We start from the raw sequence: 23,368 nt of genomic DNA on the forward strand, positions 1-23,368 counted from the left end.
TCCATTACCACCCGTAACGACGGATGTAAATTTTTTTCATCAGTTGCACAACCAGCATGTAGCCAAGCAAGATGAAAGGTAAAAATAAGAAATAAGTTAATGGTAAAGCTTGTAATTTTAAGTACTCAGCAAAAGGCCCCATTGGTAAGAAAATACCAGCAGCCACAATGACCAAAGTCATGACCATCAAAGGCATTGCCGCACGACTTTGAATAAATGGTATTTTTTCTGTACGAATCATATGCACAATAATCGTTTGTGTTAATAATCCGACGACAAACCAACCTGACTGAAACAAGGTTTGCTGTTCTGGTGAATTTGCATGAAATACAAACCACATCAGAGCAAAGGTCAAAATGTCAAAGATCGAACTGAGTGGCCCAAAGAAAATCATAAAACGGCCAATTTCATTTGGTTTCCAGCTTTGCGGTTTTTCGATCAACTCATCATCAACATTGTCAAATGGAATGGCGATTTGTGATACATCATAAAGTAAGTTCTGTACCAGCAAATGAATCGGTAGCATGGGTAAAAACGGAATAAAAGCACTTGCTACTAATACCGAAAAAACATTACCAAAATTTGAACTTGCCGTCATTTTGATATATTTCAGCATATTGGCAAATGTACGTCGTCCCTCTAGCACGCCTTCTTCAAGTACCATTAAACTTTTTTCAAGTAAAATTAAATCTGCTGACTCTTTGGCAATATCCACTGCGGTATCAACCGAAATTCCAATATCAGCACTGCGTATCGCAGCCGCATCATTGATTCCATCGCCTAGGAATCCAACCACATGCCCATTCTCTTTCAGCTGCATCACAATACGTTCTTTGTGAACAGGACTTAATTTGGCAAATACCTGTGTATATTCAACGGCAAATTTTAGTTCTTCATCAGTCATGTTCTCAACATGCCCACCTAAAAGAACATGTTCACAGTCCAACCCAAGTTCCTTACAGACCTTTTGAGTAACAAACTCATTATCACCTGTAAGCACTTTGACATTGACGCCATGCGCTGCCAATTGAGCTAAAGCAGGTGCAGCGGATTTTTTAGGAGGATCCAAGAAAGTCAGATATCCAGTTAAAATCAAATTACTTTCATCTGCGACAGAAAAGTCATCTGATCTACCACTAAAATCTCGATACGCGATGGCAATAACACGTAAACCTTCAAGATTAAATTGGCGTATTTTTTCTTGAATAGCCTCAAGATGGTCTGGTGTTAATAGCTCAATTTTGTCATTTATCTCTACATGGGAACAGACTTTTAGCATTTCCTCTGCCGCACCTTTAGTGATGATGCGTGCGTTACCCTGTAAGGTGCGGACCACTACTGACATACGTCGACGCACAAAATCAAACGGCACTTCATCAAGCTTCTTAAATTTAAAATTTAGATCCTGTAAGTCTTGTGCAGCATGGTCCAAGATTGCAGCATCCAGTAAATTTTTCAGCCCTCTTTGGTAATAGCTATTTAAGTAAGCCTGTACCAGTACACGTTGTGATGTCTTACCATTTACATCGACGTGTTGTGATAAACAAATTTTATCCTCAGTCAAGGTACCTGTTTTATCTGTGCATAAAACATCCATTGCGCCAAAATTTTGAATCGCATCTAAACGTTTAACGATAACTTTTTTACGAGATAAAAATACTGCACCTTTAGCCAATGTTGAGGTCACGATCATCGGTAACATTTCAGGTGTTAAACCCACAGCAACAGATAAAGCAAACAGCAATGCTTCACTCCAATCGCCTTTAGTAAAGCCATTGATAAATAATACAACTGGCGCCATGATCAACATAAATCGAATCAATAACCAACTGACTTTATTTACCCCCATTTGAAATGAGGTCGTTGCACGATCTACATGGGATACTCGGTGTGCCAATGCCCCAAAATAGGTTTGTGTCCCAGTATTCACCACCACCGCTTTTGCAGAACCAGACACAATATTGGTTCCCATAAAAACAATATTTTCCAGTTCCAATGCATTTTGCAGGGTGTGATCTTTTTGATCAGCAAACTTTTCTACAGGAATAGATTCACCTGTCATCGACGCTTGTGAAACAAATAGATCTTTTGCAAAGATAATTCGACAATCCGCAGGGATCATATCTCCAGCAGACAATAAAATGATGTCACCAGGGACCAAATCTTGGATCGCAAGTTCAACCTGTTGAGATCCTTGATCTAGTTCGTATTGCAGGGTTTCAAGGTCTGGGGCATCCCAATCTACTTGACGAATCACAGTAGCCGTATTACTTACCATTGCTTTTAATGCAGCGGCTGCTTTATTTGACTTAAACTCTTGCCAATAGCGCAACACCGTAGAAAGTACAACCATGGTTGTAATAATAATTGTGCCTTCTATATCGTCGGTAAAGAAAGCCACCAAAGCCAAAATGGTAAGTAAAATATTAAATGGATTGCGATAGGCATACCAAAGATGCTTCCACCACGGCAGTGGTTTTTCATGCGCAAGCTCATTTAATCCAAATTGTTCTTGTCGTTGTTCAACCTGCTTTGCTGACAAGCCTTGCTCTGTTGTATTTAAATGATTGAGCAATTGCTCTGAAGCTACATAGGCAGCATTGATCAAACTTTGTGAAAGCTTTTTACTAATTTCACTGGCATAACTGGCTTGATGTAATTCTTTAAATGAGCGATGACGTTCAAATAAGTGTTGAATATGATATTTTTTGATGAAATTAGAAAATAAACGTTGCCATAGATTATGAAGCATAATGTTCTCCTTTTTTGGCAATAAAGACTTCTTCCTATTGAACAGGAATTGAATTAGATCATTTTTTTATGAGCTTAAAATTGGTGAGAAACTCAGCTCCCAGCCTAAACCAGCGATCATGATGGTGGTCAAATCGATCTGCATAAGCCACTTGGACCCTGACAAAATCTTGAATCAACTCATAACCAAATGCGGTTTGAAAAAATACAGACTGATGATCTTGATTAAAGATTTCTGCACTGAGCGAAGTTTTAGCATTGATCCAATAATTGCTTGAAATTGCAGCTAAAACATACTGAGTATTGCCCTGATGTTCATAGGAGATGTTGCCATTTAAAAATAACCGATCATCCAGTAATAAATAAGTTACGGGGAGATTCACTTTCCAACTAGAGTGGTCATCACCATACATATTTCGGCTTATTGTTAAGGATGCGGCAGCGCCCCAACTATTCGACTCCACTGCTTTCAAATTACGTTTGAATTGACCTGATATCACATCATGACGATTCTTATTTTGAACATGATCATCCAGCTGAAAACTTAATTCCAAATTTTTGGCGATACCACATACTGGAGAAAAACTGGAATTAACCTCCTGATGTTTATAAAAGTTTATATTACTTTCAAAATGGCAAGTATACAGATCAGCAACAGTTGCATCATCTGTAATTAATACAGGATCAGCATATGCTGATTTATGAATAATAAGTAATAAAAAGCAGCCCGTAATCAGTACTGTTTCTATCATACAAAGTTGATTGATTACCATCCGTAATCCTCATTGCTGAGGCGGTATGAATCTAAGTGCGCACAAAAACAAGCCAAAATTGAACTGATTAAAGTCAAAATTGAGCTGTTTCACGTCAAAATGGGGATGTAGTTTAAAATCAGATTATAACTGTCTCATTGCAAGACAGCTCTCCTAAAGGCAGTGCTCTCTTGCTCAGATACGAATAATGGCTGTATATAAACTACAGCGCCTCGATGAACAATTTGCCACTTAGGGTCTCCGCTAATTAAAGTTGCCGCAATTATAACCATAAAAATATTTAAAACAAGTGATTTTCAGCATAACAACGTCTATAAATGCCAGATTGATCATCATAATTGGAATTAAAATTCTTATATAAATTGAGAACCTGATGAGATTTTAAAATGATTTACCTTGGCACAGGTAGAAAAGGATTGTGAATAATGCATAAATTTCGGCAAAATACAGTGGAATAAAAACAAGCCCAATTCCAGTGAAATTGAGCTTGTTTAAAACGTTATTTAATCTAGATGTTTTTTAAAATTAGGCTTTGAGCTGAATATTTTCCAACTTTCCATCCAATGCTTCAATTAAGCTTTTGACCAAAGGCTCTTCTTGAAGCATTTCACTGGCACGATCATAAGCTCGAAGCTTACGCTCGTTTTGCATCATATAAGGTGTAGTCGACTCAACTTCACCATATTGCACCGTAAACAAAGTACTCGGCCACTGCTGTTTTAATTTCGCCTCAAGATCATGTTGTGCTTGGTTCAATAATTTTTCATATTTTTGTGAAATTTGAAAAATAGATTGACCATTCACATCCCCTGTCATTAACCCATGCTGTGCAAGTTCTTGAACAGCTGGAGAAAGTGAGCTATTTCTAAACCAATACTCCCATTTATCAACCGTCCACTCACCTTCTAAGACCTGTAATTTTAAGGCAAGTATCTGTTGCGGCGTTTGTTCCTCAGAACAAGATCCGTGTTCTATTTCAGGGATAATATTAGAAACTTGAGCTGGAGTATCTGTTTGAGAATGAATAGGCTCAACCAAATCAATTTCAACATTTTGATCCTGATTTTCAGGTGCTAAAAAGAATACATCTTGATTTGGGCTAGACGGAGACATGGTATTTTTCGGTTGACTCAACTCAGCACCAAACAAGGTTAAACTTGGTTCTGCATTTTCTACGTCAATTTTCTCTTGAACAGTTGGCTGCTGTGCTTCAATACCTTGATTATTATGAGCCGTTGCTTCAACCACAGCGCTTTGTTGTACTTCCTCAGCAAAGTCATCTAAATAGTCATCACTGCTCGGTTCATGGTCAACACTTTGCTGTTGAGTTTGCTGATCTTCAACTTGGTCAAAAGCTGGATCTAAATCACTCACTACACGCTGCGAATTGGCCTCAACCTGCGCTTGCTGTGTCTCCGCTAATGGCGCGTCAGTTTCTGGTTGTGAACTCACATTCAAAGTAGCATTTTGTTGTTCACTGTTTTTTTCAACAGGCACTTGCTGAGCCTGCTGTTGATGAGCTGGCTCTTGCTGAATTTGTGCTTGTTGCACAAGCCCCGTTTGAACAGATGCTTGATGCGGTTGCTGTGAAATAGCAACTTGATCGATATTCTGATTGTTTTGTGGTTGTTGAGCTTGAGAGACTACAATTTCATTGCTTTGCATCGGTCTAAATGCCAGTAAACGCAATACTGTCATTTCAAAGCCTTGCTCTTGTGTTACTGCAAGTTGTAGCTCCGCTCTACCTTTACTGGCAATTTGATAATAAAGCTGTAAATCTTGTGCAGAGACAATTTTTGATAACTGCATAATTTTTTGATTAATTTCAGCACTGTATTTTAGACTTAAATCAGGCAAATATTGCAACATTGCCAACTCATGCAAAGTCGAAATAAACTGATCTAAAACCAATGAAACATCTAAAGCCTGTTGCCTAAATTGTAGTAATAATTGGCTGACACGTGCATTTTGGTTTTGATGAATTGCCAAGATCAAATCATAAATGATGGTTCTATCAATCAAACCCAGCATTTCTTTGACATCTTGATGATGAATTGCACCTTGACCATAGGCAATTGCTTGGTCAGTTAAAGACAATGCATCACGTAATGAACCTTGGGCAGATTCAGCAATTTGCCAAATCGCATCTTGCTCTGATGAAATTTCTTCTTTATTTAAAATATCTGTAAGGTGATGGGTAATTTCATCTACAGCCAATGGACGTAATGTAAATTGCAAGCAACGTGAAATCACCGTAATTGGTAATTTTTGTGGATCAGTTGTCGCAAATAAAAATTTTACATGTTCAGGCGGTTCTTCCAATGTTTTCAATAACGCATTAAATGAATGCGTCGAAAGCATATGTACCTCATCGATCAAATATACCTTAAATCGCCCTTGGGTCGGTGCATAAGGCACATTGTCCAGTAACTCGCGTGTATCTTCGACTTTTGTCCGTGATGCCGCATCGATTTCAATAAGGTCAATAAAGCGCCCTTCATTTACCGCCTTACAGGTTGCACAAACTTCACAAGGTGTAGAGGTTACCCCTGTTTCACAATTTAAACATTTCGCTAAAATTCGAGCAATTGTGGTTTTCCCTACCCCACGCGTTCCAGTAAATAAATAGGCATGGTGTAAACGTCCACGATCTAAAGCACTGGTCAGTGCACGTGAAACGTGATTCTGTCCGACCAATTCATTAAAGTTACGTGGGCGATATTTACGTGCAAGTACCTGATACATGGAAGCTCCTAGTTACAGGTCTAAGGATACTGTTTTTTTGCTGATTAGTGAATGAAGAACTGTAGAGTTATTTTTTATTAGAGATAATTCGATCAATTTCTTCTAATTTGACACTGTGCTCTACAACATAAAGTTTATCTATCTCTTAAATAGATTTAAAAACAAACAGTAGCTATTTTACTTTAAAAAACACTGCCGTGGCAGTGTTGATTAAATCACAATTTGGGCTTGCTAAAGTTTTTCAATCGGTACATCAAACTCATTTTTTCACACTTTAAAATCTAAATGTAAAAACAAGCGCATAATTTAAATTATGCGCAATATTCTAGACAGCGATCTGTTTCTTTGCTGGTAAAGCACGCCAAACAAATACAGATAAAACTAGGAACATCAGACCCGAAATACCCAAGACTTTACTATGCGAATGAATAAACGCTTCAAAAGCAGCTTGTTTTACCTGTTGCATCAATGCAGGTTCTAATTGTTTACTCAGCAATAATGCCTCACCAATAGAAGAACTTGCTTGAGCTGCGATATTCAACGGTAAATGATCAGGCAAGATAATCGAATTCGCATAAAATATAGACAACAACAGTCCAAAAATCGCAATCCCAAGACCTGCACCTAACTCATACGCCATGCCTTCGATTGCACCAGCAGCCGTTGCTTTTTGTGGAGGTACAGCAGACATAATAGCTGCCGTGGAAGATAATAATGCGATTTCAACACTGATCCCCATCAGCACCATCCACACCCAAGCTTGAATATAATCGATGTAAAAATTGGTCATGGCCAAACCAAAGAAACATAAGGCACACATCAGCATCCCTACAGTTGCTACAGGTCTCAAACCATAGTGATTCATTAAAATACTGGTAAAGGGTCCACCAATACTAATTGCAATCATAAAGGGTAAAATAAACAAACCTGCTTCCAATGGGCTATATCCATACACAAACTGTAATTCTTGTGAAAGCAGTAGCTCAAAACCAACTAATGCAATCATTGCCACCATTGCCATCACAATACTGGTTGAGATCACAGGATTCTTAAACAGACTAAAATCGATCATCGGTTGGGTTGTTTTCAATTGATGGCGGATAAATCCCACCAACAACCCCAATCCAAGCACAAAAATCAAAATCATGCCTAGGCTAAACGCATAGATAGAGGTCTTAATCGAATAAATCAGCATTAAGATTGCAGTGACCAAAATGAGCGCTTGTAATAGATTTAAAGGTTGTTTGGTTTGTACTGCTTGCTTTGGCACCAGCCATGTGGTCAATACCAAGACCAAAATAATAATTGGCACATTAATCAGAAACACGGTTCCCCATGAAAAATGTTCCAGAATAAAGCCACCCAAAAGTGGACCAAAAGCGGCTCCACCACCACCGACAGTTCCCCAAATACCTAAAGCATAATTACGTTGTTTTTCATCTAAAAAGGTATTACGAACACCTGCCAAGGTTGCAGGTAAAATCATGGCAGCGCCTACACCAAGAAATGCTCGGGCAGCAATCAACATATAGGCTGAACTCGCAAAAGCAGCCAGGAGAGAAGCCACACCAAAAATACCAGCACCAATCAGCATCAGCCGTTTAAAACCAATACGATCCCCCAATGCCCCCATGGGTAAAATCAAGCCTGCCATGATCAGTGAATAGATATCTATCACCCAGAGCATTTCATTACTGGATAGTGATAAGGCAGCACTCAATGTTGGGATGGCAACATGCAAAACCGTTGCATCAATTGAAACCGGTAAATAAATTAAAACGATGATTGCCAAAATCACCCAATTGCGGTACATAACACACCTAATTAAAGTTGGACACTTGTTCAAGTTTAGTTATTATAACCAGACTTGAACAAACGTCCAACTTTGTTTAATATTTGTTTTGTAAATTTTGTTGTATTAAAAGTGATGAACTATTTAAACCGAGAACAACGTCGTACTATGATTTTGGATGCAGCAAAGCGTGTTGCACTACAAGATGGATTGAATGGATTAACTGTGCGCCGTATTGCCGCAGAAGCACAAGTTTCAACAGGACAAGTACATCATCACTTTGAATCAAGTTCGCATTTAAAGGCAGAAGTTTTTATTGAATTGATGGATCAACTCAATGAAGTAGAAGATCAAATTAAAACCGACAGTAGTTTTGAGCGTTTATCTCTCTTGCTAGGCTTTGAAAATATTGAACTAACGCAACCCTATTTACGACTTTGGAATGAAGCTGAGATTTTAATCGATCAAGATCCTGAAATTAAAAAAGCTTATAATATTACGATGGAACAATGGCATGTAGCCTTGGTTACTGCGATTGAACATGGCGTCAACCAACAAGAATTTAAAATTGCTACAGCCAGCAGCAGCCAAGACATTGCTTGGCGGCTGATTGCTTTTGTTTGTGGTTTAGAAGGAATCTATCAACTTGGCTTAAAAGGTTTAGACCAACACTCGTTTAAACATCATGTCGAAACCATCCTAAAAATGGAGTTATTTGCCTAAGAAAATATTGATAAATCTATATACCGCTGTTTAAAGTCCTTATTTTTAATTCTTTTGCAAAATAAGACTCAGCCATCTGATCTACTATAAAATTTCAATCGCTTTGATCTTAATATTTAGAACCAGCCTTTACTTCCCTTAAGTAAACCGTCGGAGCAACGCAATGTTTCTTGGGTCAGTCCCCAAAGACGATAATCACCGGTGATTGAACCAATGGCAAAATTATGGGTATAGGCAAAACTAAGCCCTCGTTGCGGGTCACACCACGCCCCAGAACCGTTATATCCAATGTGACCAAAGCCTTGCTTGGCACGTTTACCCATACTAATCACACGGTGGTAGCCTAAACGCCATTTCATAGGAATTGGCATCACGCGATCTCGTTTAATCGATTGAATTTGACTTAATTCAGCAAATATTTCAGGACGAATGAAAACTTTTCCTTCCCAAACCCCTTTATTTGCCATCATGGCATAAACTTTTGCAAGACTATTGGCGCTAAATACACCATTGGCCGCTGGAATAATTGCTTGAAGCCCTTGGTCACTAAAGAAACTAAAATCACGCATCCCTTTCGGTACCATAGCATCTAAAAAATCTTGCGGATTTTGTCCGGTTAATTCAACCAATTTATCGGAAAAAGACGTTTTATGATGCTTCTTGGCTTTGCTCTTACTGGATTTTGTTTCTGTTTTTTGTACAGGTGCTGCTTTTTGAATTAAACGCGCCACACGATTTAGCTCAGATTCAGGCACACCAAAATAGGCACCATCAAGTTGTAGGGGTTCAACCAAATACTTCTGCATTAACTGTGTTAAAGATTGTTGCGTTGCTTTCTCTAAAACACCACCCACCAACCAGCCAAATGTTAATGCCTGATATGCAATATCAGTTCCTACAGCAAAACGAGGTGTGGCCTGCTCCATGACCTTGAGCATATGCTGCCAATCTGCCATTTCAACGGCACCAGCAATAATATTGCGAATATCGTATAAGCCACTTTGATGACTTAAAATATGACGCAGTGTCATATTCTCTTTACCATTTTGAGCAAATTCAGGCCAAAAATTGACTATAGGCGTATCGTAGTCTAAGAAACCTTCACTCACCAAAATATGCGCGAGTGTGGCCAGCACACCTTTCCCAGTGGAATAACATACCGACAAGGTTCGCTCATTCCATTGCTCAGTTTTTGATTTTTTACCCGTATATATATCGACAACTTTTTCATTTTGAAAATAAACAGTTAAAGCAGCACCACCATTTTCGCTACGACCATCCTGCAAACGACTAAATTGAACAGCGAGATCTTGAAAACGCTCATCCACATAGCCTTGATAATTTTTCGTACTCGCAAAAATAATGTCCGTTAAACTGCTCATTGCCCTATCCTATTTTTTTAATCATAACTTTTTTAATTAAAAAAGCCTGAATCATCTCGACTCAGGCTTTATATTTTATCTTATAAAGCGTTAACTACACCAGAAACATGAGGTTTTTGTGATTTTTGATTACGAATCAAAAAGTCAGTTGTTGTACCATCTTGTGCAGTTAAAAATTCTACTGTTGAAGGTAAATACATCGGCAATTTAAACAATACATCGGCTTCATAAGCTTCTGGTAAGTTGAGCCCAGCGAGAACACGCGCCTTGCTCCACATCCCATGAGCAATCGCTTGTTTAAAACCAAATGCTTTTGCAGTTAATGCATGGATATGAATCAAGTTAAAGTCACCTGATGTCATAGCATAACGACGACCAGTATTTTCAGAAACTTCCCAAACCGCCTGAACTTGATAATTTGGTTCTTTTTTATCTTTTGGTTTTTCTGTAACTGAACCATCGGTTTTTTGGCGTGCTAGATAGGTGGTTAATCCTTGCATGACCACGTCACCGCCAACTTTGGCTGTTGTGATGAAATCGAACTGAACCCCTTTATCATGGGGCTTTAACTCACCAAATTGACAAGATAAAGTCAGCTGTTCATTGACCCCAATTTTACGTGTTTGCTTAATTTGATTGCGAATATGCACCAAGCCTAAGATTGCAAAAGGAAATGCTTCAGAGGTCATCATATGCATTTGTAAACTTTGCGATAAAACAGCTAAATAAATCGCGGGAATATACCCATTATTTTTAAAGCCACACACTTCGTTATATGCTTTTAAATGATTTGGATCAATTTTGAATGAATCAACCACATATTCAACTTGCGGTAGAACTTTTTCACCTTTTGGCTTTTTAAAAATTAAACCCTGAATCACTTTTGGATAAGCTAAATATGGCTTAGGAAGTTGACTAAAATGGCGAGTATTCATACTGGACCTTTGAAAAATTAATTCTTATTCAACATTTAAAAAATCCAACATTTCAGTTGGAAATTAACGGATGATACAGCTTAAACATCCTGATTTCGTTGAAGAGAAAGCCAGCGAAAGCGTTATTTAAATACACAAATAATCGCTTCGCGGTAATCCCCTAAACGAAACAGGATTTCACTTATGCGTGATTATGCACCCAATAAGCTTTGACCACAAACACGCACAACATTCCCATTTAATCCTGTAGATGCTGAAGATGCAAATAAAGCAATTGTTTCAGCAACATCAACAGGTAAGCCACCTTGACTCATTGAGTTCATACGACGACCCGCTTCACGGATTGCAAATGGAATTGCCGCGGTCATTTGAGTTTCAATGAAACCCGGCGCTACAGCATTAATGGTAATACCATTTTTTAACACAGGCGCAGTAAATTTCACCAAACCAATGACACCTGCTTTTGATGCAGCATAGTTGGTTTGACCTAAGTTACCAGCAATACCTGAAATTGAAGATACGCAAACAATACGACCATTTGCATTTAAACCATCATTTGACAATAAATAATCATTAATACGTTCAGCAGCAGATAAGTTGATATTAATCACCAGATCCCACATCTCTGGCTTCATATTTGCCAAAGTTTTGTCACGTGTAATACCCGCATTATGTACGATGATATCTAAACCACCTTGTTGAGCTGCCGCAGCTTTGATTTTTTCACCAGCATCAGCAGCAGTGATATCAATTGCGAGAGTAGAACCACCGATTTCACTTGCAACACGGTCAAGGTCTGCTTGTTGTGGTGGAACATCTAAACAAATTACATGTGCACCATCGCGTGCCAATACATGTGCAATCGCTTCACCAATACCACGGCTTGCACCTGTTACTAGTGCAGTTTTACCTGCAAGCGGTTTCGCCCAATCGATATCAATCACATCACCTTTAGATACGCGAATCACTTGACCCGATACATATGCTGAACGTGGAGAAATTGCAAAACGTAAACTTGATTCCAAGTTTTGTGCAGCATCTGCATCAACCAGAATAAGATCTGCAGCAATTCCTTTCTTAAACTCTTTACCAACCGATTTAACAAACCCTTCTAATGCACGTTGTGCAATCGCTTGCTTAATCGTTGGTGCAGTTTCAGGTGTTAAACCAATAATAATTACACGGCCTGATGTTGCAATTTGACGGGCAACAGGATTAAAAAACTTGTGTAGTTCATGTAATTGTTCTGAATTTTGAATCCCTGATGCATCAAATATCACTGCTTTGAATTTTGATTCTTTATCGCCTTCATTAAAAGCACCAACATTCAAACCAGATTTTGCAGCAGCTTGTTGTAACTCTGCGTTATTCCCTGCATAAGTGTTGGCGTGAATATTACTAAGAACCTGTGCAACTTCACCAGTAAAATGACTCTTTGGAGCTGCACCAAATAATACAGCACCTTTAACGACAGGAGTGGCTGACTCAAAACGGTCTAGCTGGATTGGTGATGGTAAACCTAAATTTTTTATGACAAATTTACCAATTGGAGATTTAGCAAATGCTTGGTATTGGTCAGACATGTTTCTTATCTCTCATCAAATTAATTTTGTATGGGGCTTAAGCTATCTTTTAACTTCAGTATAATCTCAGATATTTAGCTGTGTTGCGCTTTCTTAAATGGCTTGCGTTGTTCTTCGCGCAAGGCTTAGAAGAATCGTCAACAACGCTATCATCTCTATGACCCATAAGTTTCAGTTAAATCATACTTGAGTTGCCAAAATGATGACTTGACCTGAAAGAATATGCAAATGTCATTATAGTCAATTCGAGTCATAGCCAATTATGTTAATGTAAGCACTAAGAATATTGCGAACATGCTTGGAAAAGCCTTATGAGCAAAACAACTCAAGAAAATTCAAACGCTGAAAGCACTGTACAAGAAACTGTGTCAAATACATCAAAACCTCGTACTCGTACGAGTAAAAGTAGCAACACAAATTCTACAAATGCCAATGCAGCCAACACGACTAAAAAACCGACTCGTGCACCAGCAGCTGCTTCACGTAGCAAAGCAACGGCATCGACGGCAAAAAAAGTTACAACAGCTTCATCTTCTAAAACTCAAACTTCTGGTCAGCAGGATAAAATTATGAGTCAAAACACTGTACGTCGCGTAGCAATTATTGGCGGTAACCGTATTCCTTTTGCACGTTCAAATGGCCCTTATTTCCGAGCGTCAAACATTGATATGCTTACTGCGTCTTTAAACGGTTTAATTGAACGTTTTAACCTTCAAGGTCAACGTTTAGGTGAAGTTGTTGCTGGTGCAGTTCTAAAACATAGCCGTGATTTCAACATGACACGTGAATGTGTTTTAAATACTCAACTTGCCCCTGAAACCCCTGCTTATGATATTCAACAAGCATGTGGTACTGGCTTACAAGCAGCTTTCCTTGTTGCAAACAAAATTGCATTAGGTCAAATTGAAGTGGGTATTGCTGGTGGTGTGGATACTACCTCTGATGCACCGATCGCATTTGGTGACGGCTTACGTAAAGCATTGCTTGAATTAAACATTGCAAAAACAGGTAAAGACCGTTTAAAAGCCTTAGCTAAAATCAATGTTAAAGACTTGATGGATGCGCCAAAAAATGGTGAACCTCGTACAGGTTTATCTATGGGTGATCACCAAGCGATTACTGCTTTAGAATGGGGTATTCCACGCGAAGCTCAAGATGAACTTGCTGCATCTTCACATCAAAAAATGGCCAAAGCATATGAAGAAGGTTTCTTCGATGATTTGATCACGCCATTTATGGGTCTAGACAAAGACAATAACTTACGTCCTGATTCTTCAGTTGAAAAATTGGCTAAGCTTAAACCTGCATTTGGTAAAGGTGAAACTGCAACAATGACTGCAGGTAACTCTACTCCTCTTACAGACGGCGCTTCAGTTGTACTTTTAGCCTCTGAAGAATGGGCGAAAGCAAATGGTCACGAAGTACTCGCGTACTTAACATTCACTGAAACTGCTGCTGTAGATTTTGTCAATAAGAAAGAAGGTTTATTGATGGCACCTGCTTATGCTGTTCCACGTATGTTGGCTCGTGCGGGTATTAAACTTCAAGACTTCGACTACTATGAAATTCATGAAGCTTTTGCATCACAAGTTCTTTCGACCTTAAAAGCATGGGAAGATCCTAAGTTCTGTAAAGAACGTTTAGGTCTAGATGCACCATTGGGCTCAATTGACCGTAGCAAACTCAATGTTAAAGGTTCTTCTTTAGCTGCGGGTCATCCATTTGCAGCAACAGGTGGTCGTATTTTGGCAACTGCTGCAAAATTGATTAACCAAAAAGGTTCAGGTCGTGTACTCATTTCAATTTGTGCTGCTGGTGGTCAAGGTGTAACTGCAATCGTAGAGAAATAAGTTCTCTGATTTGTACGATACCTTCAAAAAAGCATCCTGAATGGATGCTTTTTTATTGCTCGTCAATCTACATATCGCTAACAAGATTTTACCTAGACCACAAAAAATGGTTAGCCGAAGCTAACCATTTAAAATCTTCACTATTCTTAGGGAAAATAGTGTTGATTTTAGAAGCGATACCCCACACCAACATAAGTAATCAATGGATCTATATCGACTTTTGTCGTGGAATTAATCAGTCGCTTACCAGTCTTGGCATCAACGACATCAATCTTTGCCTGATTGTTGAGCTTGGCATAAGAAACAGAAGCCACACCAAACCAGTTTTCATTAATATCATAAGTAGCGCCAAGACTTACAATGGGTGCTATAGCATCAGTCGTTTTAACTCTTACATAAGGATTTGCACTAGAAGGTTTGCCATCTAACGCAGCCCCAGCTTTTCCATCTAAAACGTTTTGAATCATGTGTCCCGCTGCAACCAGATCACTTTTGATCTGTGAGTTCAACTTAATATCCGTGAAATGAGAGTACATCACTCCTACCCCAATATATGGACGCAATTTATTGACACCAGATTGACCAAATTGATATTGCGCTTCCAGCGCTGGTGTCCATGCACGCACCGATGCTGCTTTAGACTTATTGCCTAAATTGGTGATTGGAATGGCTTGATTTAAACCAATACCATCTGGAAATAAGATATTGACCAACTCATTTGGCGAAGTGGCTAATCCTGTGAGCGGTGCCAAGATTTCCCCCTTACCTTTAATATCCACTTTTGGAGGAATCCCACCAATGAGTTGCAAAGAAACATTGTCGTTGATGTAATAATTTAACATCAAGCCCAGCGTATCCACATCATCGACTTCAAGCCCTGTACCCTTGGCTTGCCAATTTTCCAAGCCATGAATATTTGCGGTTCCTGCGACCTCCGGCAAAATATTCCCCTTACCATCAGTCAACAGGGTTTGCATAAAGGCATCATTGAGAAATTCAGTTAACACCTCTTTCTGATTAAATGGCACCCCGCCTAAGTCTTCTCCCATCGCATTAGGATCAACTGAGTTTAAAAAACTGGTTGTAGAGATACTTCCGACTGTTGCATTGGTACCATTTTTAACACTGGTATTAATATTAAAGGGATTGGCTTTTCCTTGAGGCATGACATGTAACCAACCTGCAGATACTGAAAAGCGTTTATACTCCCCCGCAAAACTCGTGCTGGTAATCGCGAATAATGAAGTTGCTATAGCAATATTTTTTAACGTTAATATTTTTTTCATTTTTTATCCTTAAAATATGAGATTACCGAACCGTGGCAACCTGTTTAAAAAACATACATAAAAAACAATATTTATGTATAAAATTCTGATCAATAGCATTTACACTCATCCGAAAAAAATATTGGTACTTTTACTTTTAAATTTTTCATAATACTTATTAATGATATATATCATTATGTTATTTTTATCATTTAGCATAAATTAACAGTATAGGTATATTTAAAAAGTCTATTTAAGCCCATACTGACTCAGTATAGGAATATTAAATTTTTCACATAATTTTCACTTTTTAATTATTAACACACATTCTCACAAATTGATAATTTAGTCTATTTTGATGGATCTTAAAATTTATCCCCGAAATTTAAAGCAACGATTCACTTTTTAAAAATAAAATGATCTGTCAAAGCAAAAAATACCAAATAAAATCTGTTTTTGTCGTTTTTAATCAAAACTCGCGTTTAAGCTGGATTTTCAGCTTAAAATTATAAAGAAAAACTTCATCATTTTATTTTAAATATAAATATCAAATGCTTAATTTAAAGTTTGCATGATTAAAATTTGGTAGGTGTTTAGTAGGTATTCAATCCAGCCCTCAAAACTGATACTCAACCTCAAGGTGATCATCACCTTTCTGGAATGATGAAATAACAATGGTAGAAGGAATCGCACCATGGCTTTTAAAAATATAGCAGATCAAACAAACGGTTTTTACATCCCTTGCGTCTCACTTTTTGGTCCAGGTTGTGCCAAAGAAGTCGGCGCTAAAGCACAAAATTTAGGGGCAAAAAAAGCCCTCATCGTCACTGATGCTGGCCTATTCAAATTTGGTGTTGCAGACATTATCGTTGGCTATCTCAAAGAAGCTGGCGTAGACAGTCATGTTTTTCCTGGCGCAGAACCAAACCCGACAGATATTAATGTACACAATGGCGTAAATGAATATAACAATAATGGCTGTGACTTTATTGTGTCTTTAGGCGGCGGATCTTCTCATGACTGTGCAAAAGGAATTGGCCTAGTTACTGCAGGTGGCGGTCATATTCGTGATTATGAAGGGATTGATCAAAGTAAAGTCCCAATGACACCGCTTGTCGCAATCAATACAACGGCGGGAACTGCTTCTGAAATGACTCGTTTCTGTATTATCACCAATACAGATACCCATGTAAAAATGGCGATTGTTGACTGGCGTTGTACCCCGCTTGTTGCAATTGATGATCCTAAACTCATGATTGCAAAACCTGCTGCTTTAACTGCTGCAACGGGTATGGATGCTTTAACTCATGCTGTAGAAGCTTATGTTTCAACTGCTGCAAACCCAATTACCGATGCATGTGCAGAAAAAGCCATTTCAATGATTAGCGAATGGTTAAGCCCTGCTGTTGCCAATGGCGAAAATCTTGAAGCACGTGATGCGATGGCATATGCACAATATTTAGCAGGTATGGCATTTAACAATGCATCTTTAGGTTATGTACATGCAATGGCTCATCAATTAGGTGGCTTCTATAACCTTCCACACGGCGTATGTAATGCAATTCTATTACCGCATGTGTGTGAGTTTAACTTAATTGCTTGTCCTGACCGTTATGCAAAAATTGCCCAATTAATGGGTGTCAATACCGAGGGTTTAACCGTTACTGAGGCTGCCTTTGCTGCGATTGATGCAATCCGTGAGTTATCATCATCTATTGGTATCCCTTCTGGCTTAGCTGAACTGGGTGTCAAAGCGGAAGATCATGCAGTAATGACATCAAATGCGCAAAAAGATGCCTGTATGTTGACAAATCCGCGTAAAGCAACTGATGCTCAAGTCATTAAAATTTTTGAATCAGCAATGTAAAACGATACTCTTTGGTTCTACGTCAGCCTGACAACTGTTTTAGGCCAAATTCAATGAAGTGTGCTTGATACTCAGGAATATTACTTAGGTAATATTCCTTTTTTATACGCTTATTAAAAAATGACAATCATTATTGTCAGATATATTGATAAAGTCACAATCTATGACTATGATGCTTAAAACATCAGCGGATTATTTCAGCAATGACAACAACAAGTAAAACCATCATCATCACAGGTGCAAATACCGGAATCGGGCTTGCAACTGCAGAAACATTTATTAAGGATGGTCACCATGTGATCATTGCTTGTCGTAATCCAGAAAAAGCCAAAACAGCACAACAACACTTAGAGTCATTCGGTACAGGTCAAGTAGACGTGATTCACCTTGATTTAAATAGTCTTGAACAAATTAACCAAGCAGCCAATGAAATTATTGCCAAATATGAAAAAATTGATGTATTAGTCAACAATGCTGGCATGATGACACCTGATCTTGAGGCCACAGCTGATGGTTTTGAAAAACAGTTTGGGGTAAATTATCTGGGGCCTTTTCTTTGGACATTGAAACTTCTTCCATTGGTTCAAAAAGCCCAACAAGGTCGTGTAATTCATTTGGCTTCAATGATGCATCTTTTAGGTCGTATCCAACCTGAAAACTTTAACGCGGATCAAGTGAAAAAATACAATGGTGTTTTGAGCTATGGTAATAGTAAATTAGCCAATCTGTTGTTTAGTAATATCCTTGCCAAACAACTACAAGGAAGTCATGTTACCAGCAATGCATTACATCCAGGTGGCGTAGATTCTGAGATTTATCGTGAATTACCCAAATGGCAATATGCAATAATTAAACTTGGTCTTATTCCACCATCTAAGCCTGCCGAATTAATTAAAAAAATTGCTTTTGATCCATCATGGGAAAAGCGCAATGGTGATTATGTGAGTTTGCAAACCCCTGCGTTTAAATCAGGCAAAGCCAAAGATATACAGTTGGCACAAAAACTATATGATGAATCCTATGCGCTGGTAAAAGACTATCTGTAATTTTTCGGATTTCATTTTTCAATAAATTCAGGAATATGCTATGACCACTCAATCTACTGAATATCAACCTGATATCCTTGGTACAGGTTATGAAAAACTAACCTTAAATTTACCAGATGACTATGATGGTAAAGTCACTGCGACTTTGGTACGCAAACAAGCAGCTCAAGCGACCAAGAAAGCGGTGCTCTATATCCACGGTTTTATCGATTATTTCTTTCAAACAGAAATGGCTGAACAATTTAATCAACATGATTATGATTTTTATGCACTTGATTTAAGAAAATATGGTCGTTCTTACCTACCACATCAAAAATATTATTATGTTCTAAATTTGAATGAATATGATGAAGAAATCACACAAGCATTAAAGATTATTGGTCAGGAAGGCCACACTGAGGTGTTACTGGCAGGACATTCTACAGGTGGATTGATCGCAACATTATATGCAGCACATTATCCACAACACCCCCTTATTCAAGCCTTATGGTGCAATAGTCCTTTCTATGACTTTAATATGCCTGCTTGGAAGAAAAAATTAGCCCTCCCAAAACTCAGTGCATTGGGTAAACGCTTACCTAATTTAAAATTTCCAAGTGAATTAAATAAATGGTATGTCACCAGTCTGCATAAAGATTTGCAAGGCGAATGGGATTTCAGCTTAGAGTGGAAAAAACCAACTTACCCCAAAGTATATTTAAGCTTTGTGCATGCAATTTTTGAAGCTCAAAAAGAAATTCATGCAGGCGTACAGATCAATGTACCAACCTTGGTGATGCATTCTCACAAAACAACCTATCCTAAGAAATTTAACCGAGATGCTCAAAGCACTGATGTTATTTTAGAGGTCAAAGACATCATCAGGGATGCAGGTAAAATACAGGGCGACGTTAATGTCATGACCATTCAAAATGGACTGCATGACTTGGTCTTATCGGCACCAGAAGTCAGAAAAGAAGTTTATCATCAACTTTTTTCTTGGTTAGCCCAAAAACAGCTTTAAAAGCGCCAATTCATTCTTCTTTACAAGCGAATGATCAGTTAAAAGTATCCTGCAAAATCAATGTTCATCTTTATATTTCATTAGAATTTGATGAGCAGGATGCCCGACTGGTGTAAGTTCAATCAAACGTTCAACGGCATCAATCGCCTCTGGAAAATGTGCAAGGTGTTTTAATAAAGCATCTGTTTCATTGGCTTTAAAAATCGCTTCACTCAGGCGTGATTCAAGGCAGTCTCTCCATGCAGATAAAAAAGGACTTTCAGTTTTAGCTAAAAATACACCTTTGCATAATTTTAAAGCGGATTCGGTATAACCCGCATCTAAAGCATTCTCTGCTTGCAAGAAATCTGCTTCAACATGTGCCAATAAACGATAAGGCCGTGAACCCAGCATGCCGCCCAAAATATCGCGCAACTGCGACATTTCAGCTTTTAATGTGCCGACACTCACTTTTCGTTCACCATATAGTGCTTGATGTAAATTTTCCAGATTCATCCCTTGTGGGCACAACGCAAGAATGGTCAAAATTTCAATTTGTCGTGGTGTCAGTACCACGATCTTGCCATTGAACAACACTTGTGGCACAGCAAAAGCCCGGATAAATAAATGTTGTTGCTGAAACTCTAGCAATGCCGATTGAATAATTGAGGCACAGCGTTCAGCTGCCAGTAAACCCAAACTATTGTGATGATTCCATGTGGTTGACAGATCAATCACCCCTAAAACTTGTTTGGAATATGGATCTATAATGGGAGAGGCATAACAAACCCAGTCATGCACAGAAGACATAAAATGTTCGTTAGAAAACACACAACTGGATTGTTGGGTTTTTAATGACAGTGCCAAAGCATTGGTTCCCACCAAATCTTCTCGCCATTGTCCACCAGCAATAAAATGAACACGTTCTGCGGCATTGCGCATTTGCCCACTTGCGGCTGACCAGATAATGGTACTGCCAATATCCCCTACTGCAGCAACCATTGCCGACTGTTCTGCGATATGGGTTAATTCATCACGACAATGTTCGATTGCTTTTTCTAACAGTGTTTTTCTTTCTTGTTTTACATTCATCAAGGGTGCTGCATCACGATCTTTGGGAATCGCAGCTGAGTTGGAACGTTGCCATGAACTTGCAATACTCTGCCCGAGTTGATCAGCATGTTTTAAAGACAAACTACTGCTTTGGCGTAATTGCTCAATTAAACTCCGTTTATTTGATAACTCTTGTTGGCTTAACATACGCTACTTCCTCTGTAATTCGTTAAAAAATATCCTATCCTTTCTCTGTTGTTTTTATCCAGCGGACCTGCTTATAAATTACTCTAGCACATTAACACAGTGAGCTTAACCTCAGTCAACACAACTCATACCAAAGCGTTAGAATAAAACCAATTTTTTCCAATATTTAGCAATTTTTCAATAAACAAGAAAATATTGCCAAAGATTAAAGCATAGCGCAAATGTGTCTTGGATTTCATCCAACCTTTTCCCTACCTTTGACTCTCTATGCTCAAACCATCATGTAAACAATCATTGTTCATACATGCCATATTAAACACATCATGAATGATCATGAATATAAGTAAAGGGATACTCTTATGCGTTATGTAGATCCAAATCAGCCTGGTTCAAAAGTACAGTTCAAAGCCCAATATGAAAACTTTATTGATGGCAAATGGGTAGCACCTGTTAAAGGGCAATATTTTGATAACGTCTCTCCTGTAGATGGTAAAGCCTTTACCAAAATTCCACGTTCTTCTGCGGAAGATATCGAACTTGCATTAGATGCAGCACATAAAGCCAAAGCTTCATGGAACAAAGCATCTCCAACAACACGTTCAAATGTACTGCTGAAAATTGCAGATCGTTTAGAAGAAAATTTAGAATTACTAGCGGTTGCAGAAACATGGGAAAACGGTAAGCCAATTCGTGAAACATTGGCAGCCGATATTCCTTTAGCAATTGACCATTTCCGTTATTTTGCAGGTTGTTTACGTGCACAAGAAGGTGGTATCTCAGAAATTGATGAAGATACCATTGCTTACCACTTCCATGAGCCTTTAGGTGTGGTTGGTCAGATCATTCCATGGAACTTCCCTATTCTTATGGCAGCATGGAAACTTGCACCAGCACTTGCAGCGGGTAACTGTATTGTACTTAAACCTGCTGAACAAACACCATCAAGTATTTTAGTTGTTGCTGAACTCATTCAAGATATTTTACCGCCAGGCGTTTTAAATATTGTCAATGGTTACGGCGTTGAAGTGGGTCGCCCACTGGCAACCAATCCACGTATTGCTAAAATTGCATTTACGGGTTCCACTGCTGTTGGTCAAATGATCATGCAATACGCAACTGAAAATATTATTCCTGTGACACTTGAGCTTGGTGGTAAATCACCAAACATCTTCTTTGAAGATGTCATGGATAAAGATGATGATTATTTAGACAAAGCGCTTGAAGGCTTTGCCATGTTCGCTTTAAACCAAGGTGAAGTATGTACTTGCCCGTCACGTGCCTTGGTTCAAGAAAGTATTGCAGATAAATTCCTAGAAATGGCAGTTGAACGTGTAAAACGCATCAAAACTGGACATCCTCTAGATACAGACACCATGATTGGTGCTCAAGCATCTCAAGAGCAACAAGACAAAATCTTGGGCTGTATCGCAACAGGCCGTGCTGAAGGTGCTCAATTGCTTACAGGTGGTGGCGATCGTCAGGAAGTCGGTCAAGGTTTCTATATTGAACCTACCATTTTCAAAGGCGACAACAGTATGAAGATTTTCCAAGAAGAAATTTTTGGACCAGTGCTCTCTGTCGCAACATTTAAAGATTATGACGATGCAATCCGAATTGCCAATGATACGATGTATGGCTTAGGCGCTGGTGTATGGTCGCGTTCTGCGCATACCTCTTATCGTGCGGGTCGTGCGATTGAAGCTGGTCGTGTATGGACCAACTGCTACCATATCTACCCTGCACATGCTGCATTCGGTGGTTATAAGAAATCAGGCATTGGCCGTGAAAACCACAAGATGATGCTTGATCATTATCAGCAAACCAAGAATTTATTGGTTAGCTATTCAACCAAAGCAATGGGCTTCTTCTAAGTTCTGTAGTTGATTTACACTTTTAAAAAGCGAACTTTGGTTCGCTTTTTTTGTCATGATGAAGATGCTTTTTAATTCTTATCACTATCAATTCATTATTTTATACAGATTGCGATGATTCGCTAAATTTAGTCGGTTGTTGGATTCATCCAAACATCTTCATAGCCATGCTCATCAATAATGACATGATAACCGTGCTCAAGCGCCAAATAAGGTAAAATTTCAGGTAAATATTGCTGTAAATGCGAGGCATGCAGCGGTTGATAAAAATCATCAGCGGAAGAATATTCTCCACAGTGAATAAACCAAGAAACATTGTCTGGTTTTTTAAGCGCAACTCGAACTGCATAAATCGGTTGTTGACCTAGACTCTGTAATGCAATTGCAACCCTATCCGACAGATTAAATTCGATATATTTTGACTGATATTTTTTGCAGATTTGCCGTTGTAATGTTTCTAAATCCATCAACACATTCCTTTATTGCCTGTTTAGTATTGCCTGTTTAGTATTGTTTGTTTAGTTGCATAAACCAATACGTTCA

The 23,368-nt window shown here is 38.6% G+C and carries 16 protein-coding genes; 6 read left to right on the forward strand and 10 right to left on the reverse strand.

The window, feature by feature from the left end; all coding sequences use genetic code 11:
• Nucleotides 1-4 precede the first annotated feature (4 nt).
• From mgtA to ACZ5QH_RS13070, 4 genes are all read right to left on the reverse strand, one after another.
• Nucleotides 5-2,752, reverse strand: a complete 2,748-nt coding sequence (gene mgtA, locus ACZ5QH_RS13055) for a magnesium-translocating P-type ATPase (protein ID WP_303577715.1) — start codon at nt 2,750-2,752, stop codon at nt 5-7.
• Nucleotides 2,753-2,810: 58 nt separating this feature from the next.
• Entirely contained in the window at nt 2,811-3,524 is a 714-nt protein-coding gene (locus tag ACZ5QH_RS13060) for a hypothetical protein (protein WP_303577716.1), read from the reverse strand.
• A 525-nt stretch (nt 3,525-4,049) separates the two neighbouring features.
• Nucleotides 4,050-6,269: a DNA polymerase III subunit gamma/tau gene (dnaX, locus tag ACZ5QH_RS13065; RefSeq protein WP_303577717.1), complete on the reverse strand. Its 2,220-nt coding sequence runs from the start codon at nt 6,267-6,269 to the stop codon at nt 4,050-4,052.
• A gap of 325 nt (nt 6,270-6,594) precedes the next feature.
• Complete coding sequence (locus ACZ5QH_RS13070) at nt 6,595-8,082, reverse strand: SmvA family efflux MFS transporter (RefSeq protein WP_303577718.1); 1,488 nt, start codon at nt 8,080-8,082, stop codon at nt 6,595-6,597.
• Nucleotides 8,083-8,196: 114 nt separating this feature from the next.
• Here ACZ5QH_RS13070 and ACZ5QH_RS13075 point away from each other — a divergent pair, with 114 nt between their 5' ends.
• Nucleotides 8,197-8,784: a TetR family transcriptional regulator gene (locus ACZ5QH_RS13075; protein ID WP_303577719.1), complete on the forward strand. Its 588-nt coding sequence runs from the start codon at nt 8,197-8,199 to the stop codon at nt 8,782-8,784.
• A gap of 116 nt (nt 8,785-8,900) precedes the next feature.
• On the opposite strand, the gene ACZ5QH_RS13080 is transcribed toward ACZ5QH_RS13075, so the two are convergent.
• The 3 genes from ACZ5QH_RS13080 to ACZ5QH_RS13090 all read right to left on the reverse strand — a co-directional run bounded on the left by ACZ5QH_RS13080 (nt 8,901) and on the right by ACZ5QH_RS13090 (nt 12,684).
• A complete protein-coding gene (locus ACZ5QH_RS13080) occupies nt 8,901-10,166 on the reverse strand; it encodes a serine hydrolase domain-containing protein (protein ID WP_303577720.1) in 1,266 nt (421 codons plus the stop codon).
• A gap of 80 nt (nt 10,167-10,246) precedes the next feature.
• Nucleotides 10,247-11,101 carry a MaoC family dehydratase gene (locus tag ACZ5QH_RS13085; protein WP_004719535.1) on the reverse strand — a complete coding sequence of 285 codons (855 nt, stop codon included), beginning with the start codon at nt 11,099-11,101 and terminating at the stop codon, nt 10,247-10,249.
• Nucleotides 11,102-11,292: 191 nt separating this feature from the next.
• Nucleotides 11,293-12,684: a 3-oxoacyl-ACP reductase gene (locus ACZ5QH_RS13090; RefSeq protein WP_004822281.1), complete on the reverse strand. Its 1,392-nt coding sequence runs from the start codon at nt 12,682-12,684 to the stop codon at nt 11,293-11,295.
• Between the two features lie 311 nt (nt 12,685-12,995).
• Between ACZ5QH_RS13090 and ACZ5QH_RS13095 the strand changes: the two genes are divergently transcribed.
• Nucleotides 12,996-14,534, forward strand: coding sequence for an acetyl-CoA C-acetyltransferase (locus ACZ5QH_RS13095; RefSeq protein ID WP_004822283.1), 1,539 nt, complete (start codon nt 12,996-12,998; stop codon nt 14,532-14,534).
• 167 nt (nt 14,535-14,701) lie between these two features.
• Here the strand turns inward: ACZ5QH_RS13095 and ACZ5QH_RS13100 are convergent, their stop codons facing one another.
• The gene (locus ACZ5QH_RS13100; RefSeq protein WP_004822285.1) at nt 14,702-15,820 is read right to left on the reverse strand and encodes an OmpW/AlkL family protein; all 1,119 of its coding nucleotides are present in this window, start codon (nt 15,818-15,820) and stop codon (nt 14,702-14,704) included.
• Nucleotides 15,821-16,493: 673 nt separating this feature from the next.
• On the opposite strand from ACZ5QH_RS13100, the gene mdh reads away from it, so the two are divergent.
• The 3 genes from mdh (at nt 16,494) to ACZ5QH_RS13115 (ending at nt 19,715) form a co-directional block, all read left to right on the forward strand.
• Nucleotides 16,494-17,666 (forward strand): iron-dependent methanol dehydrogenase, encoded by a 1,173-nt coding sequence (gene mdh / locus ACZ5QH_RS13105; RefSeq protein WP_004822286.1) that lies wholly within the window; start codon nt 16,494-16,496, stop codon nt 17,664-17,666.
• 203 nt (nt 17,667-17,869) lie between these two features.
• On the forward strand, nt 17,870-18,712 hold the full coding sequence (locus ACZ5QH_RS13110) for an SDR family oxidoreductase (protein WP_034615196.1): 843 nt from the start codon (nt 17,870-17,872) through the stop codon (nt 18,710-18,712).
• A 40-nt stretch (nt 18,713-18,752) separates the two neighbouring features.
• Entirely contained in the window at nt 18,753-19,715 is a 963-nt protein-coding gene (locus ACZ5QH_RS13115; RefSeq protein ID WP_303577721.1) for an alpha/beta hydrolase, read from the forward strand.
• A gap of 57 nt (nt 19,716-19,772) precedes the next feature.
• Here ACZ5QH_RS13115 and ACZ5QH_RS13120 read toward each other — a convergent pair whose 3' ends face one another.
• On the reverse strand, nt 19,773-20,954 hold the full coding sequence (locus ACZ5QH_RS13120) for a sigma-54-dependent transcriptional regulator family protein (RefSeq protein ID WP_004719519.1): 1,182 nt from the start codon (nt 20,952-20,954) through the stop codon (nt 19,773-19,775).
• 359 nt (nt 20,955-21,313) lie between these two features.
• Between ACZ5QH_RS13120 and exaC the strand changes: the two genes are divergently transcribed.
• A complete protein-coding gene (gene exaC / locus ACZ5QH_RS13125) occupies nt 21,314-22,825 on the forward strand; it encodes an acetaldehyde dehydrogenase ExaC (RefSeq protein WP_004719517.1) in 1,512 nt (503 codons plus the stop codon).
• 128 nt (nt 22,826-22,953) lie between these two features.
• Here exaC and ACZ5QH_RS13130 read toward each other — a convergent pair whose 3' ends face one another.
• Nucleotides 22,954-23,292, reverse strand: coding sequence for an immunity protein Imm33 domain-containing protein (locus ACZ5QH_RS13130; protein ID WP_034615201.1), 339 nt, complete (start codon nt 23,290-23,292; stop codon nt 22,954-22,956).
• Nucleotides 23,293-23,368 lie beyond the last annotated feature (76 nt).

The sequence above is a fragment of the Acinetobacter sp. Ac8 genome (assembly GCF_055392545.1).